Annotated in this window: 15 protein-coding genes; 5 read left to right on the top strand and 10 right to left on the bottom strand. The window is 62.0% G+C overall.

What is annotated here, in order from left to right:
- Positions 1-275: 275 nt before the first annotated feature.
- The 7 genes from Q1V60_RS24685 to pilM all read right to left on the bottom strand — a co-directional run bounded on the left by Q1V60_RS24685 (position 276) and on the right by pilM (position 7,171).
- Positions 276-1,844, bottom strand: coding sequence for an AAA family ATPase (locus Q1V60_RS24685; RefSeq protein WP_300635730.1), 1,569 nt, complete (start codon positions 1,842-1,844; stop codon positions 276-278).
- A gap of 10 nt (positions 1,845-1,854) precedes the next feature.
- Positions 1,855-2,955 (bottom strand): 3-dehydroquinate synthase, encoded by a 1,101-nt coding sequence (gene aroB, locus Q1V60_RS24680; RefSeq protein WP_300635728.1) that lies wholly within the window; start codon positions 2,953-2,955, stop codon positions 1,855-1,857.
- Positions 2,956-3,080: 125 nt separating this feature from the next.
- Positions 3,081-3,599 (bottom strand): shikimate kinase AroK, encoded by a 519-nt coding sequence (gene aroK, locus Q1V60_RS24675; RefSeq protein ID WP_005784043.1) that lies wholly within the window; start codon positions 3,597-3,599, stop codon positions 3,081-3,083.
- 4 nt (positions 3,600-3,603) lie between these two features.
- A complete protein-coding gene (locus tag Q1V60_RS24670) occupies positions 3,604-4,929 on the bottom strand; it encodes a type IV pilus secretin PilQ family protein (RefSeq protein ID WP_300635786.1) in 1,326 nt (441 codons plus the stop codon).
- Between the two features lie 69 nt (positions 4,930-4,998).
- Positions 4,999-5,970 carry a pilus assembly protein PilP gene (locus tag Q1V60_RS24665; protein WP_300635725.1) on the bottom strand — a complete coding sequence of 324 codons (972 nt, stop codon included), beginning with the start codon at positions 5,968-5,970 and terminating at the stop codon, positions 4,999-5,001.
- Positions 5,967-6,518, bottom strand: coding sequence for a PilN domain-containing protein (locus tag Q1V60_RS24660; protein WP_300635723.1), 552 nt, complete (start codon positions 6,516-6,518; stop codon positions 5,967-5,969). The genes Q1V60_RS24665 and Q1V60_RS24660 overlap by 4 nt, the downstream gene beginning before the upstream one ends.
- Positions 6,515-7,171 (bottom strand): type IV pilus assembly protein PilM, encoded by a 657-nt coding sequence (gene pilM, locus Q1V60_RS24655; protein ID WP_300635721.1) that lies wholly within the window; start codon positions 7,169-7,171, stop codon positions 6,515-6,517. Before pilM ends, Q1V60_RS24660 begins: the two co-directional genes overlap by 4 nt.
- Before the next feature lie 217 nt (positions 7,172-7,388).
- On the opposite strand from pilM, the gene Q1V60_RS24650 reads away from it, so the two are divergent.
- On the top strand, positions 7,389-9,851 hold the full coding sequence (locus Q1V60_RS24650) for a penicillin-binding protein 1A (protein ID WP_300635719.1): 2,463 nt from the start codon (positions 7,389-7,391) through the stop codon (positions 9,849-9,851).
- 126 nt (positions 9,852-9,977) lie between these two features.
- On the opposite strand, the gene Q1V60_RS24645 is transcribed toward Q1V60_RS24650, so the two are convergent.
- The 3 genes from Q1V60_RS24645 to rpmE all read right to left on the bottom strand — a co-directional run bounded on the left by Q1V60_RS24645 (position 9,978) and on the right by rpmE (position 12,484).
- Positions 9,978-11,246, bottom strand: coding sequence for a malic enzyme-like NAD(P)-binding protein (locus Q1V60_RS24645; protein ID WP_300635717.1), 1,269 nt, complete (start codon positions 11,244-11,246; stop codon positions 9,978-9,980).
- A 183-nt stretch (positions 11,247-11,429) separates the two neighbouring features.
- Positions 11,430-12,236, bottom strand: coding sequence for a thermonuclease family protein (locus Q1V60_RS24640; RefSeq protein ID WP_300635716.1), 807 nt, complete (start codon positions 12,234-12,236; stop codon positions 11,430-11,432).
- A 14-nt stretch (positions 12,237-12,250) separates the two neighbouring features.
- Entirely contained in the window at positions 12,251-12,484 is a 234-nt protein-coding gene (rpmE, locus tag Q1V60_RS24635; protein ID WP_300635715.1) for a 50S ribosomal protein L31, read from the bottom strand.
- A 278-nt stretch (positions 12,485-12,762) separates the two neighbouring features.
- Between rpmE and Q1V60_RS24630 the strand changes: the two genes are divergently transcribed.
- The 4 genes from Q1V60_RS24630 to hslV all read left to right on the top strand — a co-directional run bounded on the left by Q1V60_RS24630 (position 12,763) and on the right by hslV (position 18,424).
- On the top strand, positions 12,763-14,982 hold the full coding sequence (locus Q1V60_RS24630; protein WP_300635714.1) for a primosomal protein N': 2,220 nt from the start codon (positions 12,763-12,765) through the stop codon (positions 14,980-14,982).
- Between the two features lie 215 nt (positions 14,983-15,197).
- Positions 15,198-16,934: an arginine--tRNA ligase gene (gene argS / locus Q1V60_RS24625; protein WP_300635712.1), complete on the top strand. Its 1,737-nt coding sequence runs from the start codon at positions 15,198-15,200 to the stop codon at positions 16,932-16,934.
- 1 nt (position 16,935) lies between these two features.
- Positions 16,936-17,637, top strand: a complete 702-nt coding sequence (locus tag Q1V60_RS24620; RefSeq protein WP_300635710.1) for an SPOR domain-containing protein — start codon at positions 16,936-16,938, stop codon at positions 17,635-17,637.
- A gap of 256 nt (positions 17,638-17,893) precedes the next feature.
- Entirely contained in the window at positions 17,894-18,424 is a 531-nt protein-coding gene (hslV, locus tag Q1V60_RS24615; protein WP_003171209.1) for an ATP-dependent protease subunit HslV, read from the top strand.
- Positions 18,425-18,449: the final 25 nt, after the last annotated feature.

Here is an 18,449-nt window from a genome sequence, read left to right as displayed (position 1 = left end):
ACGTACGCCGGCTTAGCGGGGGCAAAAGGGAGGTCATTGTACACACCGCCACAGACGCTCACAAATTTAGCGACGAAATGTCGCAAATCTATGTCGCATTTATGAAAGGTTTAAAGCGATATGCTGTGCTAGTCAAAACTTTTTTAATTCTGACCGCTACGACTCAAAAGCTACTGTGACGCAGACACCACAAAGCGCGCGGCTTCCGGGAAGCTGCACGCCATGCGATTTTTTTGAGGTGCCGGGAGGGCGGCCTGGGTAAGGCCGCCGGATCTTCAGCGAGTTGTGGCCAGTTCTTGTTGAACGCTGGCAACAGTGCGAGGCCAAGGTTTACCAGCCTGAACCTTCGCTGGCAAGGCCTTGATGGCGGAATCGGCTGCGGCGCGGCTTGGGAAGCTGCCGTAGGTGATCACGTAGAGAGGCTTGCCGTTGAGCACTTTCTTGAAATAACGGTACTGGCCGCCCTGCTCTTTGACGAACGCCTGGGCGTTGGCCTCGGAGCTGGTGCCGAGGATCTGCACCACGAAGTTGCCGGTGGGCTGGCTGCTGTACCAGCTGCTGCCGGCGGCCCCGGCCTTGGCAACGGTGGCGGCAGGTTTTTCAGCAGGCTTGGCCGCTGGCGCTGGAGCGGGCTTGGCGACCGGCGCAGGCTTGGCTGTGGCAACCGTCGGCGCGGGGGTCGGCTTGGCAACTGGCGCAACGGGTGCAGCCGGAGCCGCCGGAGCCGCTGGCGTACCGGCAGGGACGCCCGTAGGTGGCGCGGTGGTGGTCACGGTCGGCGGCGTCGCGCTGGAACCTTCCACCGGTACGCCATCGTCGCCTTCGGAGATGCCACCGGCTTCTTCAGCCAGCGGGCCGCGCATGACAGGTTGGCCGACCATCGGCAGGTTGGTCGGTTGGCCGGAATTGGCGAATTCGACATTTGGCGTGGGCTTGCCCAGTGGCAACTGCGCCTGTTCGGTTGGCGCGCCGGCGGTGGCCGGGGCCTTGCTGCGACCTGGAATCAACCAGGCGGCGGCAACAGCGACCACGACAACGGCGGAAATAGCCAATACGTGCTTCTTAGGCATAGTAAACCCCATCTTTGGACGCTTGACCGCGGAGCGGCTGGCAATCATGGCTTCGATCAATGCATCGCGGGCAACCTGATTGATGTTGCCAGGCCAGCCATCGGAGCTTTCGTGAATATCAGAGATCTGCGCAGCGGAGAAAAGTTCGATACCCGCCCCTGCGCCTTCGAGGCGCTGAGCCAGGTATTCACGCGTCTCTTCTTCTTCGTACGGCTGCAATTCGATAACGTGGAACAGCTCTTGATCACCGCTGATCTGTTCCAGATCGGCGATCAGCGACGACTCACCAAACAGGAACACATGGGGACGACCTTCGGGCGTACCCGCCGCCAGCGCCAACAGCGCTTCGAGGGCGGATTCCTCGAGTTGCTCGGCGTCATCCACCAGCAGATAGACTTCCTGGCCGGTCAGGCCCAGTTGCACCACCTGCTTGAGAATCGCGTTCGGCTCAGCGTTGGCGACGTCCAACGCCTGCGCCACCTGGCGCAATACACCGGCCGCATCACCGGCGCCACGGGCCGAAACAACCACGCTCTGCACCGATTGCTTGTTGGTACTGGCCACCAGCGCCTGGCGCAGCAAGGTTTTGCCGCTGCCCAACGGCCCCGTGACCACCAGCAGCAACTGGCTGTAGCGCGCGAGATGGTGCAATTGCCCCAGTACCGGCTTGCGCTGGGCAGGGAAGAATTTGAAACCAGGCACCCGCGCAGCGAACGGGTCGTGGCTCAGGTGGTAATGGCCGAGGAACGCCTCGTCGGCATGCAAACTAGTCATCGGGATCTTATTAACCTTTAAGCTGGGCCAGGGCGCGGTAATCCGCTCCCAGCGTGGCCTGTAAAATCTCTTTCGGATAATCGTCGGTCACCACCGCTTCGCCCATGTGGCGCAACAGCACCAGCCGCAGTCGACCGTCGATCACTTTCTTGTCTATCGCCATGTGCTCCAGGAAATCCGCCTCGGTCATTTCAGACGGCGGAATCACCGGCAAACCGGCGCGCAGGAACAGACGGATACCTCGGTCACGCTCCTGGGCGCTGATCCAGCCCAGGCGCTGCGACATCTCCAATGCCATCACGGTGCCAGTCGCTACGGCCTCCCCATGCAGCCACACACCATAGCCCATGTGCGTTTCGATCGCATGGCCGAAGGTGTGGCCCAGGTTCAGGGTAGCCCGTACACCGGACTCCCGTTCGTCGGCATTCACCACCAGCGCCTTGGCCGCGCAGGAGCGGGAAATCGCTTCGGTGAGCGCCACCTGATCGAGGGCGCGCAGGGCGTCCATGTGTTCTTCCAGCCAGGTCAGGAAGGGCTCGTCGCAGATCAGCCCGTACTTGATGACTTCCGCCAGGCCCGCCGACAGCTCGCGGGGTGGCAGGGTGTTGAGGGTTGCGGTGTCGATCAGCACGGCCTGCGGCTGATAGAACGCGCCGACCATATTCTTGCCCAGCGGGTGGTTGATACCGGTCTTGCCGCCCACCGACGAGTCGACCTGGGACAGCAGCGTGGTCGGCACCTGGATAAAGTCCACGCCACGCTGGTAACAGGCGGCCGCAAAACCGGCCATGTCGCCGATCACACCGCCGCCCAGGGCGACCACGGTGGTGCGGCGGTCATGCCGTGCGCTCAGCAGGCCATCGAAGATCAGTTGCAGGGTTTCCCAGTTCTTGTGGGCTTCGCCGTCGGGCAGGATCACAGAGATCACCGAGTATGCCGCCAGGCTGCGGCTCAGACGCTCGAGATACAGCGGCGCCACCGTTTCGTTGGAGATGATCGCCACTTGCCGACCGGCAATATGCGGTGCGAGCAGCTCGGGCTGGTCCAACAGGCCTTCGCCAATATGGATCGGGTAGCTGCGCTCGCCTAGATCGACCTTAAGTGTCTGCATGTGTCCCCGCGTTGAAGATATTTTGACAACCGGTAACGCCTGGATCAGACGTTGCCTGATGGCTCTGCGCCATACCCCGCGAGGTCATGGCGCGCCGCCGAGAATAGCGCATTTGCGGCCAGGCTTTAACGGGGTGGTAGCCGCTGCAGGCGCTCAAGAATGTCGAGCACCACCATTCGAGGCGGCCGTTCATCGGTTTCCACCACCAGATCGGCGATTTCCCGATACAGCGGATCGCGCAGCGCAAGCAGGTCCCGCAGGGTTTTTTCCGGGTTGGCCGTGCGCAGCAGCGGGCGATTGCGATCACGGGCGGTGCGGCCCACCTGTTGCTCGACCGAGGCATGCAGGTACACCACCCGACCGCCGGCATACAGGGCGCGACGATTTTCATCGCGCATCACCGCGCCACCACCGGTGGCCAATACCACGCCGTCGCAGCCGCACAGCTCGGCAATCATTGCCTGCTCGCGGTCACGAAAGCCCAGTTCGCCTTCCTTATCGAAGATCCATGGGATATTGGCACCCGTGCGCAATTCAATTTCCTTGTCGGAATCTTTGAACGGCAGGCGCAGCTCTTTGGCCAGCAAACGGCCGATGGTGCTTTTTCCAGCCCCCATCGGCCCTACAAGAATCAAATTTCGCACAGAATCAACGACTCACAGCAATCGCCTGGTTATTCATGATACGCGGAGTCAGGAATACCAGCAGCTCGGATTTTTTCTCTGCCCGCACATCGCGCCGGAAAAGGCGGCCAAGATACGGCACATCGCCTAAAAATGGCACTTTATCTACCACTTTGCTTTGGGTATTGGAGAAAACCCCGCCGATGACAATGGTCTCGCCATCCTTGACCAGGACCTTGGCGTTGACCTCGTTTTTCTTGATCGGCGGAACGTCGTTGAGTTTGTTCAAATAGTCGGGCTCGTCCTTGGTGACTTTGACCACCATGATCACATGATCATCGGGAGTGATCTGCGGCGTGACCTCCAATGACAGCGAGGCTTCTTTGAACGACACCGAGGTAGCGCCCTGGGACGTGGATTCCTGGTAGGGAATCTCGGTGCCCTTGAGGATACGGGCGGTTTCCTTGTCCGAGGTGACGACCTTTGGCTGTGAGACGATTTCGCCGTTGCCGGACTTTTCCATGGCGGTCAGCTCAAGGTCCAGCAGCAGGTTGTCGGTGATAAAGGCGAGCCCGAGGCCGGAGGTGCCGGTCAGCGACCCCAGGTCGACAAAGGGTGAACTGGGTGAGTTCTGCGGTGACTGCGCGCCCTCCGCCGAGGGTTTGGGGGCACCGCCGGCGCTCCAATTGCCGCGATTGAGCCGCCCGCCCCAACGCGCACCCAGGCTTTTGTCGTAATCGACGTTGGCCTCGACAATGCGCGCCTCGATCATCACCTGGCGCACCGGAACGTCCAACTGCGCTACGATTCGCCGCAGTTCCTCCAGCCGCTCTGCGGTCTGGTAGGCGATGATATTGTTGGTGCGGTCGTCCACCGATACCGAGCCGCGCTCGTCGGTAGTGCCTTCAAAGCCGGTTACCGACTGGAACAGTTTGGCCAGGTCCGCTGCCTTGGCATAGTTGACCTGCAGCAACTCCCGGCGTAACGGCGCCAGATCGGCCATCTGCTTGTGCGCTTCGAGCGTCAGCAACTCGCGAGCGGCCAACTCATCGGCCGGGGCAACCAGCAATACGCCGGCCTTCACCCGCTTGTCCAAACCCTTGGCTTGCAGCACGAGGTCCAGGGCATGGTCCCAGGGCACCTCCTTGAGCCGCAGGGTGATTGAACCCTGCACCTCGTCACCGGCCACCAGATTGAGGCCTGCGACGTCGGCGATTTGCTGCAAAGCCGCGCGCAAATCGATGTTTTGGAAATTCAGGTTCAGTTTGTCGCCCGTGTAGCCGACCGACGATGAGCTTGCAGGAGGCGGCAGGTGGATCAGGTCGAGACGATTGGGTACAGCGGTAGCCATCGGAGCCGTGAACGCTATCCATAGCGCCACACCGAAGGACGATAAAATCCTTTTCATTTTTTAATTCCGTTATGAGTTGACGTTCAGAACCAGGGTTCGCGGGCGCTCCAGCCAGAGGCCCCGTTCATCGGGAAAGCGTTCGACCAGTTCGACATGACCGTCCTGGATGGACATGACCTGGCCGTGATCCGGCCCGAGGTAGTCACCGACCGCCAGCCGATGCACTGTTGACCCGGCGCGCAACAACGCGAAGGTCTGTCCACCGCCCGACAGCGTACCGACCATGTGGAACTGGTCGATTGCAATGCTCTCCAGCAGCCCGCGGGGTCGAGCGAGATCCGGAGCCAGGGCCGGTCGCCCAGGCGTGTAAGCCGGCTGCAAGGCAGGGCGTTGAAACGGGTCGCGCAGGGAGGTTGCGTCATAAACAAAGCGCGGGGCCGGAACGACTGCCTGGGGCGACTTGCGCACCTGGGACACACTTCGATAGGCCTTGGCCAGCAGGTCAAGACGTAACAAGGCCCCCTCAGGGCGCAATGCCACGTCATGCACCGTGACGATGCGCGGCAACCCACCCAGGGCACTGACGAACGCCGCCAGGTCGTGATACGCCCCGGTGATGCCAATCTGTAAGGGCTGCTCGATAAGGAACGGCTGCGACGCTTCATCCAGTACCGCAACGGCCTCGACCCATACGCCTTTGGCAACCGCCAGCCGAGCGATATCTTCAAGCAAGGCCGGCACTGCAAACTCGCCGGACAACTGGCCTTGAAGGCCCGCGACAGCCTCTTCCATCACCCTGACCTGCTCGGTGTACACCTCAAGCTGGGCGGCCAAACCGGCGTTTTCTTCAAGCTGCCTCTGCAGCGCCTGTTCCCGCGCCTGGAACCCGTGCAATCGCTCCCGCGAAGGCCCCAGGTACAACAGCTCGCCTATCAACAACACCACGCCGGCCAGCGCGCAGCCAAGCAGGACCCTTGCAGGCCAGGGCCATTTTGCAGCGTTGTAGGAAAGTGCGGAAAAGTCGAGCCTGGGCAGGCTCATGGTTGCGCCTCGATGGTTTCCCCCTGGCGCACCATCAGTTGAAACTCATGATCGCCGCGCGCTCCCTCTGCACGCACACGCTCGAGCCGCGCGGAGTGGCCGCCTTGCGACGCCTCCAACCGACGCATCAACTGGGCGATATCCTGGTTGCTGTCCGCGCTGCCGCGGATGCTGAGCGTGTCGCCGCTCGCCACTACTTCATGCAGATGAACGCCATCGGGCATCGCGCGCGCCAACTGGTCGAACAGCCGGGCGCCGGAAGAGCGGGCGTCGTGCAGGTCCTGTACAACCTTCATGCGCTGCGCCAATTGCTGGCTGCGCTCCTGCAGGTCGTCGATGGTCTTGATCCGTGAGTCATGCACGGCGACATCCCCGTCCAGGCGGATATTGCGGGTTACCTGGCGGTCGATCGCCTGATCGATCACTTGATCGGCCAGCCACACTGCCGCGAGCGCCAGGCAGGCAAACGCCAGCAACAACACCAGGAAGTATTTGCGGCGCCGCTCCGCCAGCGCCCGGCGCCAGGGCAAAAGATTGATTCGTGTCATCCAGCGAAACTCCTCAGGGCCAACCCGCAAGCCACTCCCATCCCGTGGGCATCGGCGGCCCATTGTGCGCCATCGACTCGATGACCCGGCGTGAAGCTGGCAAAATCCTGACGGCAAGCGCGCTCCAATGCAAATGCTTCGACATCCACCACCCTTGTCACCAGCCCGGCCAGGCCCAAGACCGCCTCGCGGACCTCGACCTGCTCACGCAGGCATGCCGCCAGCAACACTTCGACCCGCCCCGCTTCCTGGGGTGACGGGCCGCGCACCTGAAAATCGATGGCGACCTCGTCCAATGGATAAGGAATGTACTGGTCGGCCTCCATTTGTATCTGCCAGGTCATTTCCTCGTCGCCCAGGCCCGCGTCCAGTTCGATCACTTGGGTAATGACCGAAGGGCCGGAGACCGCCACGGCCGCCTGCCTGGCACAACCGTGCAGCCGGGATAACGCCTGGTGCAACGCCCGCCCCACGCCTTCGAGGTCGAGCAATGTGCCATCGACCACCGCATGCGCCGGCAATACCTGGGTGACATATCCCTGAATACTGAAACCCTGCGCCGAACGGCCCAGTTCGACCAGCTTGATCCCCTGGTCATTGATATCAACGCCGAGGGCGACGTCGAGTTTGCGCCTGAAAAATCCGTTTTTCATAAAACTCCCTAAAGCTTTGCCTGTCTTACCGCCTGATTGCCGCCGGGCAGCGTGCATTCGGTCGCCTCGTTTAAGCCGCGTGAATGACGCCCGAAAGCGAAAATGCTTTAATGCCCAGCGTTTTTTCCCGCTTTTTCTCTGCTGCCCGGGTCGATCCATCGTTTGCCATGCATGCCCCGACGCATAACTCTTTCTTTTCTCTGGAAATCCAAAAGCCTTGATTCGTCTGCTGAAGTTTTTCGGGTACTCCATTGTCGCGATCGTTTGCGGGCTGCTGCTCGTACTCAGCGGGGCCTACCTCTACCTTAGTCCGGGTTTGCCCTCCGTAGAGGCTCTCAGAAGTATCCAGTTGCAGATTCCTTTGCGGGTCTACAGCAGCGATGAAAAACTGATCGCGGAGTTCGGCGAAATGCGCCGCACCCCGATCCGTTTCGCCGACATTCCGCCCAATTTCATCAACGCATTGCTGTCGGCAGAAGACGATAATTTCGCCAATCACTACGGTGTCGACCCCGGCAGCCTGGTGCGAGCCGCCACGCAGTTGGTAAAAAGCGGACACATTCAGTCCGGCGGCAGCACCATCACCATGCAGGTGGCGAAGAATTTCTTCCTCACCAGCGAGCGCAGTTTTTCGCGTAAAGCCACCGAGATCCTGCTGGCGCTGCAAATCGAACGTCAGTTGACCAAGGACGAAATTCTCGAGCTGTACGTCAACAAGATTTACCTGGGCAACCGCGCCTACGGCATCGAGGCGGCGTCCCAGGTGTACTACGGCAAGTCGATTCGTGATGCCAGCCTGGCGCAGATGGCGATGATCGCCGGCCTGCCCAAGGCGCCGTCGCGCTTCAACCCCTTGGCCAACCCGGCGCGCAGCAAAGAACGTCGCGATTGGATCCTGGGGCGCATGTACAAGCTCGGCAAAATCGACCAGGCAGCTTACGAAAGCGCCGTGGCCGAACCGTTGAACGCCAGCTATCACGTGCCGACGCCGGAAGTGAACGCGCCGTATATCGCCGAAATGGCGCGCGCCGAGATGGTCGGCCGGTATGGCAGCGAGGCCTACACCGAAGGTTTCCGCGTCACCACCACCGTGCCAAGCAACTTGCAGGAAATTGCCAACAATTCACTGCACGAGGGCCTGATCACCTATGACCAGCGCCACGGTTATCGCGGCCCTGAATCGCGTCTGCCGGGCAAGACTCTGAGCGCCTGGACCACCGAGCTGAGCAAACAACGCGCGATCAGCGGCCTGGAACCGGCCATCGTCACCCAGGTGAAGAAAGACGGCGTGCAAGTACTGACCCGTACCGGCGAAGCGCATGTGGCGTGGGACAGCATGAAATGGGCGCGCCCTTTCCTGAACACCAACAGCATGGGCCCCATGCCCAAGCAGCCGTCCGATGTGGCACAGGTGGGTGATTTGATCCGCGTGCAACGCCAGCCGGATGACAGCCTGAAATTCAGCCAGGTACCGGTCGCCCAGGGCGCTCTGGTATCCCTCGACCCACAAAATGGTGCGATCCGTGCCCTGGTCGGCGGCTTCGCCTTCGAGCAGAGCAACTACAACCGCGCCATCCAGGCCAAGCGCCAGCCGGGCTCGAGCTTCAAGCCATTCGTCTACAGCGCCGCACTGGATAACGGCTATACCGCCGCCAGCCTGGTCAACGACGCACCGATCGTGTTCGTCGATGAGTACCTGGACAAGGTCTGGCGCCCGAAGAACGATACCAACACCTTCCTCGGCCCAATCCGCATCCGCGAGGCTTTGTACAAGTCGCGCAACCTGGTGTCGATCCGCCTGCTGCAGGCGATGGGCGTGGGCAAGACCATCGACTACATGACCCGCTTCGGCTTCGCCAAGTCCGACCTGCCGCCAAACCTGTCCCTGGCCCTGGGTACCGCGACCCTCACGCCAATGGAAATTGCAACCGGCTGGAGCACCTTTGCCAACGGCGGCTACAAGATCTCGCCGTACCTGATCGACAAGATCGAAAGCCGTAATGGCGACACGCTGTTCACCGCCAACCCGCCACGGGTACCCGGCGATGTGGTCAATGGCGTAGCGGCAGCCGATGGTCTCGCCGCGCCGAGCAACGGCGGTATCACCATCGAGTCGACGCCAGGCACGCCTGCCGCAAACGCCCCCGCACCGACCGAGCCGCAGGCACCGGCGGTGGCCGAGCGCATCGTGGATGGCCGCACCACCTACATCCTCAACAGCATCCTGCAAGACGTGATCAAGAAGGGTACCGGCCGGCGTGCACTGGCCCTTGGCCGTGCGGACATCGCCGGCAAGACCGGTACCACCAACGAATCCAAGGATGCTTGGTTCTCCGGCTACAACGGCGATTACGTGACGACCGTATGGACCGGTTACGACCAGCCGGAAAGCCTGGGCCGTCGCGAATTCGGTGGCACCGTCGCGCTGCCAATCTGGATGAGTTACATGGGCGCGGCCTTGAAGGACAAGCCGCTGCACACCCAGCCGGAGCCGGAAGGCATTCTCAGCCTGCGCATCGACCCGGTAAGTGGCCGGGCGGCTTCGCCAAGCACGCCGAACGCGTACTTCGAACTGTTCAAGAGCGAAGACACGCCGCCGTCGGTCAACGAGCTGGGCAACGGGGTTGCGCCGGGCAGCCCGCTGCCGGCGGACGAAGGCGCACCGATTGATCTCTTCTAGAGAGCGGCAAGCTGTCGGCGACAAGCGGCAAGAAAAGAGCTGCGATGGCCGCTCTTAAACTTGCAGCTTGAAACTTCCCCATAAAAAAACCCCGGCTCAGAGCCGGGGTTTTTTATGGGGCTGCGGTTAGCCGTTGAACACATCATCCACGCTTTTGAGCGGGTAGTTCTTCGGATACGGCAGGGTCGCCACACCGGTCTCGATTGCAGCCTTGGCCACAGCATCGGAGATCAGGGTGATCAGGCGCTTATCCATTGGTTTCGGAATGATGTACTCACGACCGAATTCCAGCTTGGCGCCACCGTAGGCGTCGCATACGTCCTGCGGCACCGGCAGTTTGGCCAGTTCACGCAAGGCGTTGGCGGCCGCTACCTTCATCTCTTCGTTGATGCGCTTGGCGCGGACGTCCAGGGCACCCCGGAAGATGAACGGGAAACCCAGCACGTTGTTGACTTGGTTCGGGTAGTCCGAACGGCCGGTGGCCATGATCACGTCGCTGCGGGTGGCGTGTGCCAGCTCCGGCGAGATTTCCGGGTCTGGGTTGGAGCAGGCGAACACGATCGGGTTCGGTGCCATCGACTTCAGGCCTTCGGCGCTCAGCAGGTTCGGGCCGGACAGGCCGACGAACACGTCGGCACCGTTGAGGGCATCAGCCAGTGTGCGCTTGGAGGACGGGTGGGCGAACATCGCCTTGTACTGGTTCAGGTCGGTACGCTCGGACTGGATCACGCCCTTGCTGTCGACCATGTAGATGTTTTCCAGCTTGGCGCCCATGCTGATGATCAGCTTCATGCAGGAAATAGCTGCGGCACCTGCGCCCAGGCAGACGATTTTCGCCTCGCCCAGGGTTTTGCCGGCGATTTCCAGGGCGTTGATCATACCGGCCGCGGTAACGATTGCGGTGCCGTGCTGGTCATCGTGGAATACCGGGATGTCGCACTGCTCGATCAGAGCCTTTTCGATCTCGAAGCACTCAGGTGCCTTGATGTCTTCCAGGTTGATGCCACCGAAGGTGATGGAAATGCGCTTGACGGTGTCGATGAAAGCCTGCGGGCTTTCGGAGTCGACTTCGATGTCGAAAACGTCGATGCCAGCAAAGCGCTTGAACAGCACGCCCTTGCCTTCCATGACCGGCTTGGAAGCCAATGGGCCGAGGTTACCCAGACCCAGGATCGCGGTGCCATCAGAAATCACTGCAACCAGGTTGCCCTTGCCGGTGTACTTGTAAGCCAGCTCGGGGTCGCGGGCGATTTCACGTACGGGCTCGGCAACGCCAGGGCTGTAGGCCAGCGCCAGATCACGGGCGGTGGCAGTGGCTTTGGTGAGCTCTACACTCAGCTTTCCTGGACGAGGATTGGCATGATATTCGAGAGCGGCAGTTTTCAAATCAGACATATCGGCATTCCGCTTTTACTGTTGGTCGACGGACCGCCGAGGATACGCGTGTCGTAAAGCCCCTACAAGACTGGTCAGTCACAGGTGTCAAGGCCCCGCAGCGGCGTACTTTAGTCTAAAGCCACGGGATACAAGGGCTTGACTGTTCACAATCAGCTTAAAAAATGTCTACAATTATTTTTATTATTGGGCCAATCTGAGCATGCTGGAATCGGTGAGCGGCATCAGCCAGCGCGCCTGAGCGTTTTTCAGCCCGCCGCGCCTGGAGCGGTCCTGCACCCAACCTCGCGCCTCAATTGTCTTGCCTTGCAGACCATTCAGCCCGGCGCTATCGAATAGGCGGACCCGATCAGGTGCAATACGTAATACCAGCGCCCCCTGCACTTCAATCCAGACTCCGCCGCGATTGCGTTCGACCTTGCTGACCCGGCCACTGACCAGGGCAAAGCCCGATTGCCTGAGTTGCGCCACCGGCTGCAGCGGCGATTGGCGCCATAGCCCCAGCCGCGCCTGGCGCGCAGCGTTTTCAGCCGCCTGCTGGCAGGCAACGAGGTCGACGTTTGGCGCAACGCCCACCTGCAAGCCCAGGCCTTCGCTGAGCAATTGCGCCTCCAGGTTCTCGCCGTCGGCGCCGTAGAGATGCGCCAGGGTTCGCCCATAGCGATCTTTGCCCTCGCGGCCCTGCACCAGCCCCACACGCCCCTCGCTGGCCTCTACCAAAGCCTGCAAGCGTTGACGGGCGGCGACCGCAAACGGTTCGTCAGCGCGCCCCTTCTTGCCGGTTTCCGGTGCGTTCACGCCGATCATCCGCACGCTGCGGCCGTCTTTGAGGCGCACGGTATCGCCATCCACCACGCGCTGTACTTGTACATGCGCCACCGAAGCCGGCGCTGGGCAGAACGCCTGGGCCTGGGCGGCAGCGCAGCAAATCGCAGGCACAAAAAAGGCGCCCGCAAGGGACGCCTTTTTCAACAGCTGGTAAAAGCCCATAAGGCTTTTTGGCCTTACTCTGCTGGAGTAGCAGCAGGCTTCTTGCCGAAAGCACCAAAGCGATCTGCGAAGCGCTGTACACGGCCGCCGGTGTCCAGAGTTTTCTGCTTACCGGTGTAGAACGGGTGGCACGCATTGCATACGTCAGTACCCAGTGGCTTGCCCAGGGTCGAACGGGTATGGAACGCGTTGCCGCAGCTGCAGGTAACTGCGATTTCTTCGTACGCTGGATGGATATCGGCTTTCATGGCACTTCCTCGGGCTAGCGTGCCGCCACTCGACACTATTGTCGAATACCGCACGTAATTAGGCCGCGAATTCTACCAGACCTTTTTAAACGCGCAAGCGGCGGTAATGGCTGAAAACTCCCTTTCATCAGAAAAAAGCCGCGATTCATTAGCCCTAATGGGACCGCAGTGTTCTGACGACCCGATTCCAATATCAGAGACGGGACACCCCCACCGCCGGTCTGCTAGGCTCCCGCCCTTGCGCCACCGCCTGCCTTTTTATAGATGAGACTCCCCGCGTGCCCGACGCCATTTTGCGCCTAGCCCTGCCCTCGCCCCTGCGCCGTCTGTTCGATTACCGCGCCCCGGACGGCGTGTCGCGTGCGCAGTTAGAGCCAGGCATGCGCGTGCGCGTGCCGTTCGGGCGCAGGGAGATGATCGGCATCCTGGTGGAAGTCAGCGACCACAGCGAAGTGCCCGCCGAGAAGCTCAAGCCGGCCATCGCCATTCTCGACGCCACTGCGCCACTGCCGCCCGCGCTGTTCAAGCTGTGCCTGTGGACCGCGCAGTATTACCAGCACAGCCTGGGCGACACCTTGAGCTGGGCGCTGCCGGTGCTGCTGCGCCAGGGCGAACTGGCCGAAGCGCGCCAGGATCGCTTCTGGTCGATGGCGCCCGACGCACGCCTCGACGACCCGCGCATCGCCCGCGCCCCGCGCCAGCGCGAAGCATTGGCCACCCTGGCGCAGCATCCACACGGCGTCGCCCATCAGCTTTTGAGCAAGCTGATGCTGAGCAAGGACAGCCTCGACCTGTTGCTCGCCAAAGGCCTGGTGCAGGTGGAAATTCGCAAGCACGCCCCCGAGCCGCGCCATGAACACTGGCTGGCCCAGCCGGAGCTGCCGCTGAACCCCGAACAGCGCGCCGCGTATGAAGCGATCCGCGCCGGGTTCGACAGTTTCCACGCGTTCCTGCTGGCCGGGGTCACCGGCAGCGGCAAAACCGAAGTCTATTTGCAGCTGATCCGCGAAACCCTGCAAGCCGGCAAACAGGCGCTGGTGCTGATCCCCGAGATCAACCTCGGTCCGCAGACCCTGGCGCGTTTCGAACAGCGCTTCAACGCCCGCATCGCCCTGGTGCACTCGGCGGTCAACGACCGTGAGCGCCTGGAGTCTTGGCTGGCTGCGCGGGACGGCGAAGCCGACATTATTATCGGCACCCGCTCGGCGCTGTTCACCCCGATGAAAAACCCGGGGCTGATCATCATCGACGAAGAACACGACGGCTCGTACAAACAGCAGGAAGGCCTGCGCTACCACGCCCGCGACCTGGCACTGGTGCGCGCGCGCCAGGAAGACATCCCGATTGTGCTGGGTTCGGCGACGCCTTCCCTGGAAAGCCTGCATAACGCCTACACCGGTCGTTATGGCCTGCTACGCCTGAATGAGCGCGCAGGGGGCGCCAAGCAACCGCGCTTCCTACGCCTGGATGTAAAAAGCCGGCCGCTGGACAGCGGTATTTCCGGCCCGATGCAGCAAGCCATCGGCCAGACGCTGGCGGCCGGCCAGCAAGTCCTGGTGTTCCTTAACCGACGCGGTTTTGCGCCGACGCTGTTGTGCCATGACTGCGGCTGGATGTCCGAATGCGAGCGCTGCGATGCGCGCATGACCGTGCACCAGCGCTACGGCGAACTGCGCTGCCACCACTGCGGCCATGTGGAGCCTGTGCCGCGCCACTGCCCACAATGCGGCAAGGTCGACCTGCGCCCGGTCGGGGCCGGCACCGAGCGCGCCGAAGAGCGCCTGGGCATTCTGTTCCCGGATTACCCGGTGCTGCGGGTGGACCGCGACAGCACGTCGCGCAAAGACGCGATGAACCAATTGTTCGCCACCATCCAGAAGGGCCAACCGTGCATTCTGGTCGGCACGCAGATGCTTGCCAAAGGGCATCACTTCCCACGGGTGACCCTGGTGTCGATTTTGGACGCCGACGGTGGTTTATTCTCCGGTGACTTCCGCGCCAGCGAGCGCATGGCGCAGCTGATCGTGCAGGTCGCCGGCCGCGCCGGGCGGGCCGAGGAGCCGGGACGAGTGATTATCCAGACGCACCTGGCCGACCACCCGCTGCTGATTCAACTGACCGAGCAAGGTTACTTTGCCTTTGCCGAGCAGGCGTTAAGCGAGCGCCGCGCCGCCGGGCTGCCGCCGTTTGCGCACTTGGCGCTGCTGCGCGCCGAGGCGCATAAACCGGGCCAGGCCGAAAGCTTTCTCGACGAAGCCTGCAGCGCCGCCGAACGTTTGCTTGCAGAGCTGGGTCTGAGCGGCATCGAGTTGCTCGGCCCCGTGCCGGCGCCCATGGAACGCCGCGCCGGGCGGTATCGCGCTCAGCTACTCTTGCAGGCAACGTCCCGCGCCCCGCTGCATCGGTTATTAAGTAGCTGGTTGCTTGCTCTGGAGCAAATGCCCAGCGGCCGCCAAGTGCGATGGTCGCTGGATGTAGACCCGGTCGATCTGTACTGAATGCCCCTGTGGTGAGGGAGCTTGCTCCCGCTGGGCTGCGCAGCGGCCCCAAGTTTTCGGGAGCGCTTCGCACTCCAGGGAGCAAGCTCCCTCGCCACAGGTTAATCGTCTATAGAGGTCCGACGAAGGTTGGCAAGCCCGCCCTCGCCACGGATAATGCCCAGTTTTTCCACCTGCGCATCGCGCGCCGCCGCTTGCGGTTGAAAGAGAACACCATGAAAGACACCATTCGCCAGCTGATCCAACAAGCCCTCACCCAACTCGTCCACGAAGGTGTGTTGCCTGAAGGCCTGTCGCCGGCGATCCAGGTGGAGAACACCCGCGACAAGACCCACGGCGACTTCGCCAGCAACATCGCGATGATGCTGTCCAAACCTGCGGGCATGAAACCCCGCGATCTGGCGGAAAAAATCATCGCCGCACTGCCGGCCGACGCCAGTGTCACCAAGGCCGAAATCGCCGGCCCGGGCTTTATCAACTTCTTCCAGAACACCCAGGCCCTCGCCTCGCGCCTGGATGCCGCCCTGGCCGATGCCAGGATCGGCGTGCGCAAGGCCGGCCCGGTGGAACGCGTGACCATCGACCTGTCGGCACCGAACCTGGCCAAGGAGATGCACGTCGGCCACCTGCGCTCGACCATCATCGGCGACGCCGTGGCGCGGGTACTCGAATTTCTCGGCGACACCGTGATCCGTCAGAACCACGTGGGCGACTGGGGCACCCAGTTCGGCATGCTGATGGCCTACCTGCAGGAAAACCCGATCACCAGCAACGAACTGGCAGACCTGGAAAACTTCTACCGCGCCGCCAAGAAGCGCTTTGACGAATCCGAAGAATTCGCTGACCGTGCGCGCGGCCTGGTGGTCAAGCTGCAAGCGGGCGATAAGGAATGCCTGGAGCTGTGGGGTCGCTTCCGCGATATCTCACTGTCCCATTGCCAGGAAATCTACGAGCTGCTCAACGTCAAGCTGACCATGGCCGACGTGATGGGCGAAAGCGCCTACAACGACGACCTGATCAACGTGGTCAACGACCTCAAGGCCGCGGGCCTGCTGGTCGAGAGCAACGGTGCGCAGTGCGTGTTCCTTGAAGAATTCAAAACCGCCGATGGCGAGCCGCTGCCGGTGATCATCGTCAAGGCCGATGGCGGCTATCTCTACGCCACCACCGACCTGGCCGCCGTGCGCTACCGCAGCGGCGTGCTCAAGGCCGATCGCGCGCTGTATTTCGTCGACCAGCGCCAGGCCCTGCACTTCCAACAGGTGTTCGAAGTGGCGCGCCGCGCGGGCTTCGTCACCCACCCGATGCACATGGAACACATGGGCTTCGGCACCATGAACGGCGCCGATGGCCGCCCGTTCAAGACCCGCGATGGCGGCACCGTGAAGCTGATCGACCTGCTGACCGAAGCCCAGGAGCGCGCCTACAGCCTGGTGAAGGAAAAGAACCCGGAACTGGCCGAGGCCGACCTGCGCAATATCGCCCGAGTGGTAGGCATTGGCGCGGTGAAATACGCCGACCTGTCCAAGCACCGCACCAGCGACTACAGCTTCAACTTCGACCTGATGCTCAACTTCGAAGGCAACACCGCGCCGTATCTGCTGTACGCCTATACCCGCGTGGCCGGTGTGTTCCGCAAACTGGGCAAGGACTTCAGCGCAGTCGAAGGCCAGATCGTACTGGACGCGCCGCATGAGCAGGAACTGGCCGCCAAGCTCGCGCAATTCGGCGAAGTGCTCAACAGCGTCGGCGAAAAAGGCACGCCGCATATCCTCTGCACCTACCTGTACGAAGTGGCGGGCCTGTTCTCCAGCTTCTACGAGAACTGCCCGATCCTTACCGCAGACGATGAAGCCCAAAAGCAAAGTCGCCTGCGCCTCGCCGCACTGGCTGGACGAACCCTCAAGCAAGGCCTGGAGTTGTTGGGCCTGGAAACTCTGGAGCGCATGTAAGTTGGCCGCCAAGAAAAAACCTGCACCCAAGCGCGGCGCCAGCCGTTACCAGGCCCCCGCCAAGCAGCCGATCCCGGGCTGGCTGTGGATGGCCATCGGCCTCACGGTCGGCGCCTTCGTTGTATTTTTGATGAAGCTGGAGCCCGGCCAGGGCGATGACGTCAAGCGCGTCAAACAGGAGCAGCTCAAAGCCACGAAAATCGCCGAGGCCAACAAGACTGCACCGAGCCCGACGGCGCCGGTGAAACCGAAGTACGACTTCTACACACTGCTGCCGGAATCGGAAGTGATCGTGCCGCCCGACGCCGTGCCGGAAAAAACCCTGCCGACGCCGCAAGTGCCGACCACCCCAGTCACTCCGGCGGAAGCGGCGAAAATCGACACGGCGCGTGCTCAGGCTGCGCTGGCCGGAATCACTCCGCCGCCGGCACCGCCGGTTGCCGAGACCAAGGCCGCACCGGTGACCAAGTTCTTCCTGCAGGCGGGCTCGTTTCCGAAACAGGCGGATGCCGAACGCGTGCGGGCGCAGATCATTCTGTTGGGCCAGTCGGTGACGGTGGAGTCCGGCACGGTGAAGGAAGCGACCTGGTATCGCGTGCTGGTCGGCCCGTTCAGCAACCGCGAACAGTTGACCGTGGCGCAGAAACAACTGGCTGGCGCGGGCTTTAGCAACCTGTTGTTACAACAGCGCCAGAGCCGCTGATCAACAGCCGACACGGTTCAAATGTGGGAGCTGGCTTGCCTGCGATGGCGGTGAAGCAGTCAATATTTTCAGTGACTGACACACCAGCATCGCAGGTAAGCCGGCTTCCACAGTGGTTTTGCGGTGTTCTGTAGCGTGTGTCAGACCGATAGACACCACTCGTCCGCCCCAACGCCCTACGGTTGAAATCCCCCCCACCACCCCCATATCAGTTTCCATCAGGGCATTTTCGCCCCGCTGCGTGGAGACTCTCCCCTTGACCACCATCGTTTCAGTACGTCGCCACGGCAAAGTCGTCATGGGCGGCGACGGCCAGGTTTCCCTGGGTAATACCGTGATGAAAGGCAACGCCAAGAAAGTGCGTCGCTTGTACCACGGCCAGGTTCTCGCCGGATTCGCAGGCGCTACCGCCGACGCCTTCACTCTGTTCGAGCGTTTCGAAGGCCAGCTCGAAAAACATCAGGGCCACCTGGTGCGCGCCGCCGTCGAACTCGCCAAAGAATGGCGCACCGACCGCTCCCTAAGCCGCCTCGAAGCCATGCTGGCGGTCGCCAACAAAGACGCGTCCCTGATCATCACCGGCAACGGCGATGTGGTTGAACCTGAACATGGCCTGATCGCCATGGGTTCGGGTGGCGGCTACGCACAAGCCGCGGCCAGCGCGCTGTTGAAGAAAACCGACCTGTCGGCCCGTGAAATCGTCGAGACCGCTCTGGGTATCGCCGGCGATATCTGCGTGTTCACCAACCACAACCAGACCATTGAGGAGCAGGACCTCGCCGAGTAAGCCGTAGGCTTATTCCCGCTTGAGG

The sequence above is a fragment of the Pseudomonas sp. genome, from assembly GCF_030147005.1.
Classification (GTDB): domain Bacteria; phylum Pseudomonadota; class Gammaproteobacteria; order Pseudomonadales; family Pseudomonadaceae; genus Aquipseudomonas.
The sequence above is the reverse complement of the archived record's forward strand: the minus strand, read 5'-3'. Positions and strand labels throughout refer to the sequence as shown.

Excerpts from the sequence above, each read along its gene's own strand:
- Q1V60_RS24685 (WP_300635730.1), bottom strand. The coding sequence starts at position 1,844 with ATGACTAGTTTGCATGCCGACGAGGCGTTCCTCGGCCATTACCACCTG.
- argS (WP_300635712.1), top strand. The coding sequence starts at position 15,198 with ATGAAAGACACCATTCGCCAGCTGATCCAACAAGCCCTCACCCAACTC.
- Q1V60_RS24645 (WP_300635717.1), bottom strand. The coding sequence starts at position 11,246 with ATGTCTGATTTGAAAACTGCCGCTCTCGAATATCATGCCAATCCTCGT.
- Q1V60_RS24660 (WP_300635723.1), bottom strand. The coding sequence starts at position 6,518 with ATGACACGAATCAATCTTTTGCCCTGGCGCCGGGCGCTGGCGGAGCGG.
- Q1V60_RS24670 (WP_300635786.1), bottom strand. The coding sequence starts at position 4,929 with ATGGCTACCGCTGTACCCAATCGTCTCGACCTGATCCACCTGCCGCCT.
- rpmE (WP_300635715.1), bottom strand. The coding sequence starts at position 12,484 with ATGAAAGCCGATATCCATCCAGCGTACGAAGAAATCGCAGTTACCTGC.
- aroB (WP_300635728.1), bottom strand. The coding sequence starts at position 2,955 with ATGCAGACACTTAAGGTCGATCTAGGCGAGCGCAGCTACCCGATCCAT.
- Q1V60_RS24640 (WP_300635716.1), bottom strand. The coding sequence starts at position 12,236 with ATGGGCTTTTACCAGCTGTTGAAAAAGGCGTCCCTTGCGGGCGCCTTT.
- pilM (WP_300635721.1), bottom strand. The coding sequence starts at position 7,171 with ATGAAAAACGGATTTTTCAGGCGCAAACTCGACGTCGCCCTCGGCGTT.
- Q1V60_RS24665 (WP_300635725.1), bottom strand. The coding sequence starts at position 5,970 with ATGAGCCTGCCCAGGCTCGACTTTTCCGCACTTTCCTACAACGCTGCA.